This window comes from Ruminococcus albus 7 = DSM 20455 (assembly GCF_000179635.2).
GTDB classification, from domain to species: Bacteria; Bacillota; Clostridia; order Oscillospirales; family Ruminococcaceae; genus Hominimerdicola; species Hominimerdicola alba.
Genome location: NC_014833.1, coordinates 1,931,564 through 1,947,738 on the forward strand (window position 1 = coordinate 1,931,564; position 16,175 = coordinate 1,947,738).

The 16,175-nt window shown below is 41.6% G+C and carries 22 protein-coding genes; 5 read left to right on the forward strand and 17 right to left on the reverse strand.

The annotated features are described in order from the left end of the window. Positions 1–100 precede the first annotated feature (100 nt). Together RUMAL_RS08515 and RUMAL_RS08520 are read left to right on the forward strand one after the other, a co-directional pair. Positions 101–1,138 (forward strand): phosphotransferase, encoded by a 1,038-nt coding sequence (locus tag RUMAL_RS08515; RefSeq protein ID WP_013498337.1) that lies wholly within the window; start codon positions 101–103, stop codon positions 1,136–1,138. A gap of 296 nt (positions 1,139–1,434) precedes the next feature. Further along, entirely contained in the window at positions 1,435–1,791 is a 357-nt protein-coding gene (locus RUMAL_RS08520) for a hypothetical protein (RefSeq protein WP_013498338.1), read from the forward strand. A gap of 46 nt (positions 1,792–1,837) precedes the next feature. Here RUMAL_RS08520 and RUMAL_RS08525 read toward each other — a convergent pair whose 3' ends face one another. Continuing rightward, positions 1,838–2,713 carry an endo alpha-1,4 polygalactosaminidase gene (locus tag RUMAL_RS08525; protein ID WP_013498339.1) on the reverse strand — a complete coding sequence of 292 codons (876 nt, stop codon included), beginning with the start codon at positions 2,711–2,713 and terminating at the stop codon, positions 1,838–1,840. Then, the gene (locus RUMAL_RS08530) at positions 2,713–3,003 is read right to left on the reverse strand and encodes a hypothetical protein (RefSeq protein WP_013498340.1); all 291 of its coding nucleotides are present in this window, start codon (positions 3,001–3,003) and stop codon (positions 2,713–2,715) included. The genes RUMAL_RS08525 and RUMAL_RS08530 overlap by 1 nt, the downstream gene beginning before the upstream one ends. 259 nt (positions 3,004–3,262) lie before the next feature. Between RUMAL_RS08530 and RUMAL_RS08535 the strand changes: the two genes are divergently transcribed. Together RUMAL_RS08535 and RUMAL_RS08540 are read left to right on the forward strand one after the other, a co-directional pair. Further along, a complete protein-coding gene (locus tag RUMAL_RS08535) occupies positions 3,263–4,285 on the forward strand; it encodes a hypothetical protein (protein WP_013498341.1) in 1,023 nt (340 codons plus the stop codon). 23 nt (positions 4,286–4,308) lie between these two features. Beyond that, on the forward strand, positions 4,309–5,310 hold the full coding sequence (locus tag RUMAL_RS08540) for a hypothetical protein (protein WP_013498342.1): 1,002 nt from the start codon (positions 4,309–4,311) through the stop codon (positions 5,308–5,310). Between the two features lie 38 nt (positions 5,311–5,348). On the opposite strand, the gene RUMAL_RS08545 is transcribed toward RUMAL_RS08540, so the two are convergent. The 3 genes from RUMAL_RS08545 to RUMAL_RS08555 are packed head-to-tail and all read right to left on the reverse strand — an operon-like array spanning position 5,349 to position 6,220. Further along, complete coding sequence (locus RUMAL_RS08545) at positions 5,349–5,612, reverse strand: hypothetical protein (RefSeq protein ID WP_154662759.1); 264 nt, start codon at positions 5,610–5,612, stop codon at positions 5,349–5,351. Continuing rightward, positions 5,599–5,940, reverse strand: a complete 342-nt coding sequence (locus RUMAL_RS08550; protein WP_013498344.1) for a hypothetical protein — start codon at positions 5,938–5,940, stop codon at positions 5,599–5,601. Before RUMAL_RS08550 ends, RUMAL_RS08545 begins: the two co-directional genes overlap by 14 nt. Positions 5,941–5,971: 31 nt before the next feature. Then, the gene (locus RUMAL_RS08555; protein WP_013498345.1) at positions 5,972–6,220 is read right to left on the reverse strand and encodes a hypothetical protein; all 249 of its coding nucleotides are present in this window, start codon (positions 6,218–6,220) and stop codon (positions 5,972–5,974) included. Positions 6,221–6,330: 110 nt separating this feature from the next. On the opposite strand from RUMAL_RS08555, the gene RUMAL_RS08560 reads away from it, so the two are divergent. Next, a complete protein-coding gene (locus RUMAL_RS08560; RefSeq protein ID WP_013498346.1) occupies positions 6,331–6,810 on the forward strand; it encodes a metallophosphoesterase family protein in 480 nt (159 codons plus the stop codon). Positions 6,811–7,041: 231 nt separating this feature from the next. Here the strand turns inward: RUMAL_RS08560 and RUMAL_RS08565 are convergent, their stop codons facing one another. From RUMAL_RS08565 to RUMAL_RS08610, 12 genes are all read right to left on the reverse strand, one after another. Beyond that, positions 7,042–8,868 carry a GGDEF domain-containing protein gene (locus tag RUMAL_RS08565; RefSeq protein WP_013498347.1) on the reverse strand — a complete coding sequence of 609 codons (1,827 nt, stop codon included), beginning with the start codon at positions 8,866–8,868 and terminating at the stop codon, positions 7,042–7,044. 155 nt (positions 8,869–9,023) lie between these two features. Then, entirely contained in the window at positions 9,024–9,566 is a 543-nt protein-coding gene (locus tag RUMAL_RS08570) for a DUF5662 family protein (protein WP_013498348.1), read from the reverse strand. A 435-nt stretch (positions 9,567–10,001) separates the two neighbouring features. After that, complete coding sequence (bioA, locus tag RUMAL_RS08575; protein WP_013498349.1) at positions 10,002–11,204, reverse strand: adenosylmethionine--8-amino-7-oxononanoate transaminase; 1,203 nt, start codon at positions 11,202–11,204, stop codon at positions 10,002–10,004. Beyond that, positions 11,201–11,899 carry a dethiobiotin synthase gene (bioD, locus tag RUMAL_RS08580; RefSeq protein WP_013498350.1) on the reverse strand — a complete coding sequence of 233 codons (699 nt, stop codon included), beginning with the start codon at positions 11,897–11,899 and terminating at the stop codon, positions 11,201–11,203. Before bioD ends, bioA begins: the two co-directional genes overlap by 4 nt. Then, a complete protein-coding gene (bioB, locus tag RUMAL_RS08585; protein ID WP_193384656.1) occupies positions 11,892–12,860 on the reverse strand; it encodes a biotin synthase BioB in 969 nt (322 codons plus the stop codon). The genes bioD and bioB overlap by 8 nt, the downstream gene beginning before the upstream one ends. Before the next feature lie 5 nt (positions 12,861–12,865). After that, complete coding sequence (locus tag RUMAL_RS08590) at positions 12,866–13,426, reverse strand: biotin transporter BioY (protein WP_013498352.1); 561 nt, start codon at positions 13,424–13,426, stop codon at positions 12,866–12,868. A gap of 2 nt (positions 13,427–13,428) precedes the next feature. Continuing rightward, the gene (locus RUMAL_RS08595; protein ID WP_013498353.1) at positions 13,429–13,767 is read right to left on the reverse strand and encodes a hypothetical protein; all 339 of its coding nucleotides are present in this window, start codon (positions 13,765–13,767) and stop codon (positions 13,429–13,431) included. Positions 13,768–13,982: 215 nt separating this feature from the next. Then, positions 13,983–14,114, reverse strand: coding sequence for a hypothetical protein (locus RUMAL_RS22700; protein ID WP_013498355.1), 132 nt, complete (start codon positions 14,112–14,114; stop codon positions 13,983–13,985). Then, entirely contained in the window at positions 14,107–14,706 is a 600-nt protein-coding gene (locus RUMAL_RS20750) for a hypothetical protein (protein ID WP_154662760.1), read from the reverse strand. The genes RUMAL_RS22700 and RUMAL_RS20750 overlap by 8 nt, the downstream gene beginning before the upstream one ends. Positions 14,707–14,756: 50 nt before the next feature. Then, positions 14,757–14,930, reverse strand: coding sequence for a hypothetical protein (locus RUMAL_RS21765; protein WP_154662761.1), 174 nt, complete (start codon positions 14,928–14,930; stop codon positions 14,757–14,759). Positions 14,931–15,267: 337 nt separating this feature from the next. Further along, complete coding sequence (locus RUMAL_RS08605) at positions 15,268–15,948, reverse strand: uracil-DNA glycosylase (RefSeq protein WP_013498357.1); 681 nt, start codon at positions 15,946–15,948, stop codon at positions 15,268–15,270. Beyond that, on the reverse strand, positions 15,948–16,172 hold the full coding sequence (locus RUMAL_RS08610) for a hypothetical protein (protein WP_013498358.1): 225 nt from the start codon (positions 16,170–16,172) through the stop codon (positions 15,948–15,950). Before RUMAL_RS08610 ends, RUMAL_RS08605 begins: the two co-directional genes overlap by 1 nt. Positions 16,173–16,175: the final 3 nt, after the last annotated feature.

Here is a 16,175-nt window from a genome sequence, read left to right on the forward strand (position 1 = left end):
GTCGGAGCGTAGATAAGTTTCCACAGAGCGAGAGAGCAAAATCGAGGAAATCCGCTGCTGTAACTGTAGTTTCGCTGTCCGAAACTTAGGAGGTATTTTCATGTTTACAATCAATGTTGATGATATTAACAGCATCCTTCAGGATTTTGGAATAAGAAGCAAATGCGTCTCTTTTAGCGAATTACAAAGATATCATTATGAAAAAGATGATCCAGCATCTAAAGAGGTCCGACTGATTATTAAAGCTCAACTGGAAGATTCTCATTCGCTTGTTATTCGATTTAAGAATGAATCGGATGCACCTATTGAGACGATAGAAGCTCAGAGCCGGTTTGCAGATTTATTGAAGGTGCATGGGATTCAAACGCCGAATGCCTATGCTTCAAAAGGGTTTTATGCACGCCAATACCAAATATACGGATATGATGTAGTGGTTACGGTTGAGGATTTCGTTTGTGGGGAAATTCATCTTGTTAATGTCGAAATAGCAGAGAAGACCGGTAAGCTGCTTGCCAGAATGCATAATATAGCTGAGACCGAGGATTTTCATGTTCAATCTGAGGTGCTGTTTAATCCGCTGAAAAGCAATGATCTATTTGATTTTGAAGCGTTTGCTGCAAACAAAAATAAACTTATTGAAATTGATGAGGATTTATATTGCAAAATCTGTCAGGAACATGAGCTACTCCTACAAAAAATAACCGCTTTTGAAAAAGATCCGAGTTACGCTGTTCAAGGTGATTTAAGTGATTGCAACCTTTATATGACCCGAACCGGGGAGATCGGCGTATTTGACTTTAACCGCTGCGGGGATAATAACCTGTATTTTGATGCAGTAATGCAGGCTCTTTTTATAGCTCGGCTGATGGATTATCCGGAAATAATAGCTGGCAATCATGAACAGATGATCTTGAGGGGGTTTCTGAAAGGCTATCATCAGGAGCGTCCGTTTACAGAGCGGCAGAAGGAAGTGTATCCATATCTGTATGCGATCATATCTGCCTTTTGGCTGGGCGATATGAAATTCAACAACGATAGTTTGGAAAACGCGATCAAAGAAGATGATTTCTCTGCGATTCATCATTGGATGGAGACGATCTTGGAGCGAGCTCGCTTACGTCAGCTTATGCCAATATAATTACAGAATTACAACCACATAACACGGCTCCACACTGCCATCATCGGCGGCGGGGAAAACGGTTCGGAGATATGTTTCTCTGAACGCACACAGGCGGTTGGCTTATTTCCTTGAACGGTCGGGGCATATCAGATACGGATACGAGAGTCCCGAGGCACGTGGAGTGCGTGGTGTTGATGTCAAAGCAGAAATCCTGAAACGGCGAAAGACGCAGAAAACTAACTGATCTATAATTGCAATTCGGGTAGTTCAAAAATCGCGCTCAGTGTGTGGAAAAGTTGTAATGGAGGAATAAAATGAAATATATCAGTATTCTCGGCGACAAGAATTTGATGCTTACAAGCATTCAAAAGATGAAACATCCCAGCGCCACCAAAACTTATAAAGTGTCAGTCGATCGCTTCTGCGTTGAATTTACTGATGGGCATATCTTTTTTGATTACGACACGGATTTATCAGATTGGGAAGATGCGATTGAAAAGTTGCCTTTTCAGGCGGCAGCGGTCATCATGATCGTTTATCAGAATTCCGCAAACGTCCGTCATGTAATAAGGCAACAGGATTTTCCGCAGAATGTATATGTAGATAACGATTTTGGCGTATTGCTTCCCCTTCACGAATACATAGCGGCTGGAATGCCGATGGAAGAATAAACAAAAACCCCCGCACCAATGAATCACCAGTGATGCGGGGTTCGTTTTATTCTTTGGAACTATCTATTATCTGCGACCCTTTTTTCTGTCCGGGGGCGAGTAGCTCCAGCTTGTCTGAGGCATAGTAGGTGTAACCTTTATCGGTGCAGTAACGGTCTATTTTTTTTATAAGTTCACTGTCTGTGGTGTATTCAAGCAGATATACATCCTTGCCGTAACTGCTGACCATTTCAGCGTAATCCTGAAAATATTCCCTTTCTGTATCTTCATTAGCAGTGAATGTTTCATCATCCCAGTTTATTTTGCTGAATATCGTTTCTTGATTTTCAGCATCCATAATGCTGTCAAGCTCGGAATTACGCTTGGCATATTCATTAACGTATTCATCACCGCCGTTTATGATAACGTATGTGTTCAGATCTTTAAAACCTTTGAGTATGTTCGTCACTCCGTTGAACATCTCATCGGTAGGGTAGTGATAATAAACATCGGTGTTATCAACGAAAAGTCCGTCCACACCTTTGTCGATCATGCTGACGGCAAGATCATTCACCACGAATTCCTGCCATTCTTTTTGTGAAACATCTACCCACTTTTCCTCTTCCCAGTTTTCGTAGACATCCAGAGTAAATCGTTCATAGTCCTTGTAATACGGGCGGAAATCTTCTACCGATCCCAGATTGATGTAGCTGTAAACTGTATGACCGGAATCTTTAAGCTCTCTGATCTCATCGGCAGAAAAATACTGTGCGTCTATTACGATCTTTTCATAAGCCTCCATCAGCGGCATATCTTCGGGTGAAGCTCCTAAAAATACACCGTAGCGGTATTTTATCCCGCTGCTCCCGGAACAGCCCGATGAAGTCATCAAAGCCGCTGCGCATATCAATGTAATGGTGACCGTTTTAAAGATAGACTTCATTACATACCAATCTCCTTACGGATCTCTTTGAAATGCTCAAACTCCTTGGTGAGATCAGCTATGCAGGCTTCAAGACCTTCAGCTGAGTATTCCTCGGAATACTGTGCAACAAGCTCTTCAGCCAGATCAAAGCATTTTTTGCCGTACCACACATCTACTTTCAATTCGCTTTTTTCGTCTGATTTTTTTGGCGTTATGCGATAGTTGAAATTTGTATAAAGGCTGCCTGTCCATATATTTTTCTCCTGAAAAAAATAGAAAGTTGGCAGATCGAAATATCCGTGAAGCATAAATAACCTCCTGATCATTGATAATAATATCATATCATAATTTGCCGAAAAAGTAAATACAAGTTTGGTTAATTTTTCTGATCTGTCTTTTTGTTGTTATAATATCGAAGTTGATATTTTTCATTGCTATTTTCTTATGGATATATCTTTACTGCTTATGTGCGAAAATAATTTAAATTTGTTGTATGGTGTCTTTACTTTTTCCATTTGATGTGTTATAATAATAAAGATATATTATAGCGGAAAGGGGATTGGCTTCATGAGGTTAATAGTTGCAGCGGCTGCTATGGCGGCAGTCATGCTTTGCGGATGTACGGTAACTCCGCAGGCTGAAAAAAATAACAGCAACAAGCCCGTGGCAAGAGAGTATGAGGAAAAAGAGGCAGTTGTTCCCGAGTTGCTCACCGCTCATATTGATGCTGATGATAAAGAATTCAGCGCAGGAGGACCATTGGTATACAATGACTTTTCTGTTGGCGATGATTTTAATTTTCTTGACTCTACTGTGAACGAGCGTCAGGATGTATGGACATATAACTACTGGGGCGTTTATGACGAGAATGATGAAAAGTACCGTGATCTTAGTTTCTTTCATCGTACCCCTTATGAATGTACTCCCTATGATATCGAAGAATACTACGGCGGCAAGTCAAAACCAGTTTCGGAAGATGATGATAAATTGTGGCAGCTTGCAAGTCTTGTAGATAATACTCCCTTCCTGATAAATATATCTCACGCAGAGCATTATTTCGATTATAAGTATCCTTTCCCTGAGGACTCCGGCAGACTTGGACAGTATGCAGGTCTGCGGTTCTATTTTGATGGCAAGGGACAGATGGTACTGGCAGTGATGTATCTCAATGATGATCTTATGCCCCTTTGTCAGGTGGACAGGGATTCGTATACTTTCAGGGAAAATTATGAAAAGTATTCACCTGAAGGTTGCACCCTTGTTCCTAAAGTAATGCTGAAAGGCATGGAAAGCTGGCAGCAGCTTCCTGCCGATGAAGCTTATCCTGTGCTGACATTTTCTGAGGATACTGTAAAAGTCAGCTGCCGCAGGTTGGACGGAGGTTCCGCTGACGGTGAAGGAGTACTGAAAAGCGGTACGAAGATGGCATATACAGAAACTACTGATTCGGTAGAGTTTGACCTGCCTTCAGACGGTGACAGCTTGACAACATATCTTTCCTACAACCGTTATCTTGATGCCTATGAACTGCACGATCCCTACTGGAGCGGCAAATACGGTTGTACTTTGCTTATGTGCAGGGCTAAATAAGTACAGAGAGCTGATAATGATCTATGAAGAACAACGAACTGAAAAAAATAATGAATGACAATCGCAACGATATCGCCAAAGCATCAAGGTTGTTGGTAGGTATAGTATTGGGTGCGGTAATTATAATAGGTGTGGTATTTTATGGGATAGCACCTAAGGCGAAAAAATCTGATAAGAGTAACAAGGATCCTGTGCCTGCATCGGGTATCAATGATATAGATGCTGATACCACGCAGAACGATGATAGTTCCGAGTGGATGGATGAACGAGAAATACCCATAGGGCATTTGTATCGGGTCTCTGAAGATACTGCTGTGACAGACAAAGGCGGCAGCTATCTTGGTGAAGCCGGAGAGGGAGAACTATTTTCTTCATACGATGTGCTGGATATTTCTCAGTTTGGTACAGGTAAGCAGATAGAAGTTGATTTCCTTTCTAAGCGCGGATATATCTCTGCTGATGATCTTGAAGAGGTAGGTGCTGCAAATGTGCTGCCGACAGCAGGAAACAGTATCGGTAATGACGAATACGGCGGATCATTTCCTGGTGATGCCAAGGACAGTGGTTTTATCGCGGCTGCGGCACTTGTCAATAGCCAGAAGTTTTATAGCTGGGATAAGTATGAACTTAAAAAAGCTGCAGGTACTCTCGGTACAGGAGATGACTTGGTAAAGCTTATAGATGAATATTCTGGCGGTGATCTTATTGCAGAAAAAAGTACCGATATAAGTGAAGATGCACTGGTCGCAAGCATAGATGAGGGCAAACGTATACTTTTATCAGTACGTTACTATGACGGTATTGCTGATTTTGATCATAGTGATTATTATGGAATAGATTCAGCAACGCAGTACATAGTAGTCTGTGGATATGAAATAGAGGAATCGGGCGATATACTGTTTTACTGCTGTGATCCGTTTTATGGTCAAAACGGCAAAAGTCTGACTTCAGTTGACAGTGAAACTCTTGTGACTTCGGCAGGTCTTGTCGATGATGAACAAAAAGGTATGATCATTCTCAGATAAATTATAAAGCTGTCCGTTTATGGTTAACGGACAGCTTTTTATAACAGGAGATAAGCAAGTCCCAGCAGAAGTTTTATGTCTGCGCCCTGCTTGTACAGAATAAATATCAGAAGGGCGATCAGTGCCTTTTCTTCATCTATTTTTATATGCCCTAGTATATCGCTGACAGAAGTATCCTTATTATTAATCGTTTTGGGAGAGCTTTCCTTGCTGACAGCATCCCGGGATCGGCGTTGCATCTCCATTACTCGCCGCATGGCATCCTCCTGCATTTTACTGAAATTGTTGTCAGATGTTGTCAAGTAGACTTCCTCCTATCCCGCTCTGTTTGAGGGCGGGATAAATATTCATAAGACGGTACAGCTTGATTACCATGTCAAGCTTTTTTCTTGTATCTTCTTTCAAAAGGGGACGCAGTGCCGACATCAGGCGGATATTGTTATCGTCCTGTGATGCTGTCTGTAATACTTGACTGATCTCTACGAGCTTTACAGGATCTATGCCTGATTCAGTTCGCATTTCATGTTCTTCATGTTCTCCGTTACTGAGCATACCTGCCAGTTCCCGAAGTTGTTTCATGCTTTCTTCATCATTCAGGACATTCTGTATTTTGTTCATCATATCTTCCATACCGTATACCCCTTTTCTGAAAAGTAAGGTGTTATTTTCCTGATAGCTTTCGCATAATTGCCTGTGCCTGAGGACTTTCTATCAGTTTTTTACAGGCAGCTTTGTCCGCCAGTGTTTTACTTATCATCTGTCTGTTGGCTGTCGGCATATTTTTCAGTGCAGCATTCAACTCACCATTTTCCAGTTGTTTTGCCAGGATTTCAGGGGTGGTACCAAGTTTTTTTGCTGCTTCTTCCAGCAGATTTCGCATATTGTCAGATGAAGGTTTTTGTCCGTTCATTGTATTTCCTCCTTAAGAAATTGTAAATATTCACATTATTGCATTATTTCTCTTGATTTTTTTTCAGAAATGTGCTATAATTAATTATCGGGATGGGGGGATTTCTGTTTATGAGGATCGTTGTTTTTTCTGATACACACGGCAATTACGCCGCTATGCATAAAATAATCAAGCGCAATGGTGATGCCGATCTGTTCGTGTTTCTTGGCGACGGTCTTTCGGAATTCCGCAAGTTGAAAGCGCATTATCTTGATAATACTATGATATGCGTAAAAGGCAATTGTGATTATGATAAGGAACTTCCTGAAAGTATGGTATACGTACTGCCTGACGGCAAGCGTATGTTTCTTGCCCACGGTGATAAGTGGGGGGTAAATTTCTCGGTTGAGAATATTTACGAGAAAGCCAAGGAAGAGGAATGTCAGTTTGCACTTTTTGGTCATACTCACAAGCGCTTTTATGAACAGCGCGGTACTATGATGATACTGAATCCCGGTAGTGCCGGTCAGCCGCGTGACGGTAAACCGCCTTGTTATGCATGGCTTGATATAACCCCTATGGGTGTTATATATAATTACGTTGATCTGTGATCAGGGACGCACTTGTCGGTGCGTTCTTTTTTATTTCTGTGATACTAACCGTCCCGATCGTTTGATATATTATATGCAGTGATGATAAGATTGTGAACCACATACCAAAAATGTCCGCACAACACTGTGCGGACATTTTTGGTAGTTATTGTTCTTATGAAATTTATTTTCTTGATGTACAGGAAAACCGAGTATTCTTAATAATTCTGAAATCTATCATCCACTGCTATTTCAGTCCCTGATTGCGTGATTACGGCGTTTGCATTCGTACATTTTTTTATCGGCTTCTTTCATAGAAATTTCTATATTTTCACGATCGGTAACTTTTAGGCTTGTACCACCTATACTGATACTGAGTGTGAATGGCATTGTTTTCTCGGAATTTATCTTTTCAATTTCGGATTCAACGCTTTTTATATAAGCATCTGCGGTGTTTGTATCATCTTTTTCAGGTATGACTACGATAAATTCATCACCGCCGAACCTTGCACAAACCGAGTCCTTTCCGGATGTGCTGCTGATCAACATAGCTGCAGTGAGTATCGCTCTGTCTCCTGCATAGTGTCCGAAGTTATCATTTATATATTTCAGTCTGTCAAGATCTATCGAGAACAGAGTGTAATTAGTTGTTCCGCTTTCTGTCAGTTCACTCATCCTCATATAGAAGCCCCTGCGGTTGTATATTCCTGTCATCGGGTCGCGCATATGCATATCAGCAACTTTTTCGTAGGCTTTTTGAAGCTGCATATTTGTTTTTAAGGTTTCAAATATCTGATTGGTATTACTTATGAATCTATGCGTAAACAGAAAATCAAAACTTTCGCTGTCCATAGCTACAGTTAAATAACCCATTTTTCCACCATGGTAGCTTAAAGGGGCTATAAGCAGTGAATTATGTTCATCAAAGACTTTATCAAGATCAGGAAGTATATCCTTTTGTTGAAAAGGAATATTGTACGTATATGTATCAGGATAAAACTTACCAAGGTTATTGCCGCTGTGCATAAACATCGTCATTTCACCTGTTGATGCAGTGCTTTCTATGTTTTTATCATCCCCGTCGTAAAGCAGCTGAGGTTCGATACAAACCCATGTAGGAAATTCACAGTAATATGGCATGAGTCTTGCAAAGCTGTCATAGCTGTAAAGTTCGCCTGTATGTGAGTTGTACTCGAACATTCGCCTCTCGTGACGTTCATAGTTCTTTTTTTCTATAAAAAGTTCAATGAGCTTGTTGATCCTACCGGCTTCATCAACAGGTTTGCATCCGCAGGATTGAGATATCCTGAGGGAATAGTCTATCACAGCTAATCTTTCCGACGGCGTTTTTCCGTTCATTAGTTCTTCCAGCAGATCCATGGTTTTTCTGCTCATACCATCGATATCGCAGGCAGCGGTGGTAATCCGTGGAACTACATATTTCTCTTCCTCGATGCCGTCAAATCCGCTTATTATCACTTCATCAGGTAAGCTGATACCTTTATTCCTTAGATAATCTACGCAGGTCATGGCTTCGGCATCGTTTACACAGATTATTGCATCAGGCGGTTCCTGCTCACCGTTATAGAATTTATCAAGCACTGCGAGTGTCGGAGTTTCCCAGAAATCACCGTATCCAAATCTCTCGGGCTCAAATTCTCTGCCGTTTTCAGCAAGTACTTTTTTGAATACATTCAGCCTTTCTTCTGAGAAGCTATTGTTTCTCTTGCCGCCGATAAAGTTTATTATTTTTGGTTTATGTACCTCTATAATATGTCTGACTACCTTTTCAAATGACTTTCCGTAGCTGAAGGTGACACTGACACAGTCTGGAACATCTCTGTCAACACATACAAATGGTATACCGGTAGCTTTTGCACGATCAAGAACTTTTTCCCACAGAGAAATGCTCTTTATGCTTTCCGGCATAAGTACAAGCCCGTCAAACACGGGTGAATCCATCATTTGGAATATCTCAGACTCAGCAGGGCTGTAATCTTCTATCTCGTAATATGTATAATTTGATATTACTATTGTCTTATATCCACGCGATTCGGCTTCCCGAGCCAGAGAGATCATTGTGTGCTGGCTCCTGTATCGTGTATACCGGCGCATACGATCCCTATGACCTTATGCTTTTTGCTCATAGTTTCTGCCCCCTTGGAAAAATAGTGTAACAGAAATGCAGTACAGATCATATCTGCAAAGATAGTGGTTGTTATCTGATTTGATCATCAATAATGTCTTAGTTTTCGGATATAAGCGAAAGTTTTGCGTTCGCCTTTGTTTTTAAGCATCACCAGAAGCTTTTCCAGAAGTGCTGAAGTTTCAGGATGTATCATACGGGTCTTTTTACCTTTCATGAAATATGCCAGCGCAGAACCGTTGTTATAATTATCTTTCATATAGATCTTGCTTGCAGCTACACGGTCGCAGAACATTTCCTTTACATATTTCAGAGGCATCTTAACAGGGCTCATCAGCCTGGTTACCGGGTCATAGTCAGTCCAGTATTCAAAATGATGTTTGTTGCGTCCCTTATGGTGCATCCACGCGTATGAGAATCCATATTCATCTCTCTCGCCTTCGTGTGGAGAACGTGTACCTTGGAAATATTTTACACCATAAGAGAATTCCTCAATTGAAAACTTGGAAAGATCATGTGTGAGTCCCTGCAGCGGTATACCTGCACGGAAACAGTTTTTCATGACCTCATGTCTGTGACGTGTGACTGTCCTGAAATGCTTGACGGCATTTTCACGGCTGACACTGTTCATATCTGAACACTTCCTTAATGTTTCGTGATAGCTTTCGCGATTTTCGCATAATTCATTTTTTTCTCCATATATTATACCAAATAATGCTTCATTTGTAAAGTGATTTTTGGCTTTTTTATTGAAATAAATTTAGGTAATTTCGCTTATATTTTTTTAAGTTTTCACATAATTATCAAAAAAAAAGTGTATCCTAATAACAAGATAAAGAGAGGGCATGAAAGTCCTGTTGTAATGATAATAACTTTTTTTCATATATTTTTTCTCCAATTTCTCCACCTCTTCTTTCGTCTCGACCATGGTCTAAACTATGGCGGGACGGAGGAAAGCAGGCAGGATCGGATGAACGAGCAGATCCTCATATTTTTTCTTCATATATACTTCTATACTTCGCAAAAGACCTCGACACAAGTCGAGGTCTTTTGTTATAAGGCTAAACTAAAAAGAGAACCATGCCTTCATGGTATCCAGTATAGTTATGAGTTCACTGTCGTTTATTACATATGGAACCATTGCGTACATATATTTAAGGAAAGTCCTGCTGAATACTCCGTGCTCATAAGCAAATCTTCGGAATCCTTCCAGCACTTTACTGTCATATACCTCTATACATACACATCCTCCCATGATACGCACTTCTTTTACACGCGGATCGGAAAATCCTGACATTTCACGGCGTGTAACTTCTTCGATATGGTGAATTCGTGAGATATAATCCTCACGATCAAACAGTTCTATAGACTTTAAAGCTGCACAGCAGGCAAGTGCATTTCCCATGAATGTCGGACCATGCATCAAAGCGTGTGTAGGATCGTCGCTTAAAAATCCTTCCCATACCTTTCGGTTAGCAACTGTTACAGCATGACCGATGTATCCGCCTGTAAGCGCTTTTCCAAGCACAAGTATATCAGGTTGAACAAGATCAGCTACAAAACGGTTGCCTGTTCTGCCGAACCCTGTTGCAACTTCATCGAAGATCAGTAATACGTCATATTGATCACAAAGCTGTCTTGCTCTTTTTATAAAGCTGATATCATACATACGCATCCCACCCGCACCCTGAAGGAGAGGTTCGACTATAAAACAGGTCAGATGATTGCCGTGCTCTGTAAAAGTCCTTTCAAGGTCTGCTATCTTAGTTGGGATATGGATGACACCGCGTTTTTTCTCACCTTTGGCACCGAATGCAAAATGATAGTCCTCATCATCACCGACCTCCATAGCCTTGAAGGTATCTCCATGATATGCGTGTTCCAGCGCTAGTATCGTATTACGATCAGAACCTCGATTTGTGTTGAACTGTAATGCCATTTTCAGTGCGACCTCTACTGCTACGCTTCCCGAATCCGAGAAAAAGCAGTAGTCGAGATCACCAGGCAGCCACGAAGCCAGTTTGTCGGATAGTTTTTGAACAGGCTCGTGAGTAAGCCCTCCCAGCATGATGTGTGCGAACTTATCCAGCTGATCTTTTATAGCTGCATTCATTTCAGGGTGATCATATCCGTGTATAACGCTCCACCATGAAGATACAGAATCTATAAGATCATGTCCGTCTTCTGTATATATGTGTACCCCATGTGCGTGAGATACTTTTATGGGAGCATCAAGTGTTTTCATCTGGGCATACGGATACCAGATCATATGCCTTCACCTCTTTCGCTGAGTTTTATAATGTCTTCTGCGGATAAGCTTATATCCTTATCATTTTCGGCTACACAGGCGATAACGGGTATACCCGTTATTTCTTCGCACATAAACTTATTGTCCTCCTCCATAGCATCACCTTTATGGAAGTTATTAAATATTATACCACGCTTCTCAAGTCCGTGAGTTTTCATGTACTCACAGGTCAGCACCACGCTGTTTATTGTGCCCAGTCCTGCATCTGCCACTATTACTGCAGGCAGGTCGAGTGTATTTATAATATCCTCAAGCATGATCTTTTTGTCATCATAACGTATGGGGCAGACAATACCTCCACTGCCCTCGCATATGACGTATTTATATTTTTTGCAGAGTTTTTCATACTGAGTTTTGACGGTCGCGATTTCAACAGGGGAGCCCTCTGTCCTTGATGCAAGATGAGGAGATACAGCAGCTTCGTAAACATAGGGGCACATTGAATCTATTGGCTGAGATATTCCAGATATCTCCTTTACATAGGCAGCATCACCTGGAATAAGTCTGCCCATATCGTCACGTCGGTTCCCGCTTACCGCTGCCTTGAAATAGGCAGTATCATAACCCGAGTCATGAAGCTTCTTTACCAACAGTGCTGTGACATAGGTTTTTCCGATATCTGTACCCGTACCTGTAATAAACAGCCCCTTATTCATTTTCATCTCTCCTGGTCTTATATCCGATACTGTGAAGCATTTCTATGTCCTCACGTATACTGTTTCCTGATGTTGTCAGCATATCACCCGTAATAGCTGAATCAGCGCCCGATAGGAAAGCCTTTTTTCCGCACTCTGTCATAAGGTTTCGTCCTGCGGCAAGGCGTATATTTACATCAGGTAGGATGAATCGGAATATAGCTACTGTACGCAATATATCAGCCTCTGTGATTCGCTTAGTATTTTCCAGCTCAGTTCCTTTGATCGGTATAAGAGCATTTATCGGGACGGAGCTTACACCAAGTTCACTGAGTGTCAATGCCATATCTATACGGTCCTGCCAGTTTTCTCCCATGCCAATGATACCGCCTGAACATACCTCAAGACCTGCAGCCTTTGCTCTGTGAATACATTCCAGTTTATCATCAAAAGTATGAGTCGTGCATATATTTTTGAAATTTGATCTTGATGTTTCTATGTTTGCATGATACCATGTAACTCCTGCTTTTCGGAGCATTTCAAACTGTTCTTTTTCAAGCAGACCAAAAGAAGCACATAACCTTACATCGTTGTCGCGTGTAAGATTGCGGTAGGTCTCCAGTGCCTTTTCAAATTCCTCGCCGCTGAGTCTGCGTCCAGCAGTAACTATAGCAAATCTGTCAACACCCTGATTTTCATTATGATTACATTCCGCACTTATCGTACCTATATCAAGAAATCCATATTCCTCAATGCCTGTACAGTGATGTGCTGATTGAGCACAAAATTTGCAGTCCTCGGAGCAGCGTCCGCTTCTGCCGTTAATTATACTGCACAGATCAGCCTTATTGCCGCTGAAATGCCTGCGTAGTTTATCAGCACATCCACATAATATTTCCAGTTCTGTATCAAGAAGAAAGCTAAGGTCATCTTCTTTGGTCAGCCTTTTTCCGTTTATTATCTGTTCTGTAAGTTCTTTTATATTCATTATACATTTCCTTTCACATGAATTATAGGCATAAGACGTTTTGCCAATGCCGCTGAAATTATACACAACCCTATATCTCCCGGGACAGCAAGTACAAAGCAGTACAGGAACAAAGCACCGACACTTATCGAACTACGGAGATAGAATGCACTTATCATATAGTAATACAGCATACCGAATGCGTATACAACTATAAGCCCGGCAAAGCAGGATGCAAGTATCCCGATGTAAGAATTCTTTCTGGTTTTGGATAGCGCTCCTGTGATGTAAGCGCCTGCTATGAATCCCATGAGGTATCCGAATGTTGGCTGTAAGATATAGCCTATCCCTCCTCCGCCGGTAAATACGGGAACGCCGGCAAGTCCGATGATCACATAAAGTGAAACTGCAGCAGCACCTCTGTTCTTTCCGAGTATAAGTCCTGCCAGCGTGGTAAATAAGAACTGCAGTGTAAAAGGACAGACAGAAACTGGTATCCGTATATAAGCCCCTGCTGCTATAAGGGCTGTAAACAGGGCTGTTATTACCATGTTTTGTGTTTTGCTTTTATTTCTGATCATTATCACTTCCTTCTTACCCTATTATAGCACTGAAAAACATATTTGTCAACCTTATAACTATAATAGGTAGACAATAATAGCAGACCCCAGATAGCCCTTGCAACAGCTATTTCCGACTTACCGTTTCGACGTGGTATCGAGTACCCGAATTTGATGTGTACCCACAGCCCGTCATCATCGGTCGCCATGATATCATAGAGCATGGACTGCTGCCATTCCATAGTCTTACGACTGGACTGGTCATAAAGCAGTATAGCTTCGCCGCCTTTTGTCTGGGTATACGGCAGTACCACCGATTGTGTAGGAAACTGTCTGCCGATGCGCTTTTCAGCTTCGGGCATACAGTTCTACCTCCCTTATAGGTATAAAAAAAGCACCTTGCTTTCGCTTGATGCTAGTCGTCTATGAACCCGCTTGTGTTACGTTCAATAATATCTAACATAGCGGTTATTTCCTCATCAGCCGCAGGAGGTGGCTTTGAGGTCGGCTCGGGTGATCTTGGCATTGTCTTTACCTCCGTTCGGGTATGAAAAAACCGCTCTCGGGTGAGGGCGGTTTAGTCTTCGTCTAAATAACTAAATTCATCGGACATCGAACGTTCTATTTCTTCTTCTGAAAGGCTCGCGATCCAAGTTTTAGAAGCCTCATTTTGATCGCCATCAAGCTGCCATTTTTTATTTTCATTCATTCCATATCACCCCCGATTTAGTTGTTACAAGAAGTTTATTGATTAATTTGTCGTATTCGTCACTAGTCCCTTTTTTTATCATTTTTTTGTGCATCCTCGCAAATTCAAGTGATAAAATTTTCGGGTTGAAACTTTCAGACTTTGTAATATATTCAACTTGCCCATTATTTTTTACAATCGTCAATGTCTTAACTTGATCACATTGGCAGAAAAATTTAAGGTCATTTGCAGAAAAACCACTTCCTCTTGGGTGATTGTGCAGAATTGTTAAATTTGTTCCATTGAGCAATCCGAATTCAACATCATTGTCACGCCCGAACAAAGGATTTCCTGCTTCCAAATTATTATTCAAAACCAAAGCTACTTCAAAATTATTATTTTTGTCACGAGCAATCTTAAGCAATTCTTTGTGTTGCCGCTGGATTGCTTTGCTTTGTTCTTCCGTATAACCGTAAATGCCAACATACTGAACATTTTGAATTGCACTATTGGTTATTGCAATAATAGGTTTATTACTTTTCTCGTTTATTATACAACGTTTTTTGTCATAAGTCAACCGTCTTTGAGCCAAAATCTCGGACTCTTTCGCCATCGCCTCAGCCTTCGTCAGCTTCATAGGCTTAGGCAGACTAGCCGCATACGCTATCCGCTGAGCCTTAGCCTGTTCATTAGCCCACCGCTTACTGTGAACGTTCTGCCGTCCTTTCTCCGAAACGTAGGACACATCGCAGGTGCAGTTGTCGTATCTGCGGTAAACGTCCTTCGGGACTTCATCAGGGTAACGATAACGCCCTGCAAGTTTCGAGCACCAGTCACAGCAATTGTGACCGTCCTTGCGTTCGATGTAGCAGTTAAGCCCTGCCTTGTTCCTGAACTCTGCGTTCTTCTTGATGTAGTCGGTCTGAAAACTGCCTGTGATGTTCTCGGCGGTTCTGCCTAACACCTGTATGGCGTGCTCTGCCGTTTCCTTGACAGCCGCACCACCAATCGCCGCCCTGATACGCTCGGCAGGGAAGTCAGCTTTCTGCGGTTAGGATGAATATGGGTTTCATTTTAGTGTGTTGAAAACTCTCGGATAATTTTGTAAGCAATATAAAAGCTGCGTAAGAGTTCATTGAGTTACGCAGCTTTTAATTATGATTTTGTTATATGGTCAGTTGGATTTATCTGAAATACTCCAGTCAATTGGCTCCTGACCAGTTTGTGTAAGAAATTCATTTGCACGTGAAAAATGTCTGCAACCGAAAAATCCATTGTAAGCCGAAAGGGGAGAAGGGTGAGCAGCAGTAAGAACAAGATGATTCTTGTTTGTGATCAGCTTCTGCTTTTCTTTTGCGTTCCTGCCCCATAGCATGAATACTATCGGTTTTTCACGTTCGTTCAGTTTGCTGATAACAGCATCAGTAAGCTTTTCCCAGCCCATACCGCGGTGAGAATTTGCTTGCCCTGCACGAACTGTCAGCACAGCATTCAGCAGCAGTACACCCTGCTTTGTCCAATCTGTCAGTTCACCGTTGTCGGGCATTCTGAAACCGACATCGTTCTGTAATTCTTTGAATATGTTTTGCAGCGACGGCGGAGGCATTATACCGCGTTTTACTGAAAAACAAAGTCCGTGAGCCTGTCCCTCTCCGTGATAAGGATCCTGCCCAATAATAACTACTTTGACATCCTCATAGGCTGTATATTTCAGTGCATTGAATATGTCATACATATTCGGGTATATTGTCTGCTGAGCATATTCTCGTTTAAGAAATTCCCGCAGCTGCAGATAGTAATCACTTTTGAATTCCTCTGCCAGTATATTATCCCAGCTGTTACCGATATTTACCATCAGAATATGCCACCGGCAACAGCGCCTATAACTATACCAAGTACCATCACAGCAACTATTGCAAGTACTATGATCCTCATTATCATGGGCTTTTTATCTGTCTGAACAGTATTACGTACTATCTGTCTGTCCACCTCTTTAGCAAGTTTGGCGGACTCTGCTGTCTTAAAAGCATCTATGTTTTTTTGTGGATTTCCGTACTTGTTTTTCATCTTATTTGCCATTTG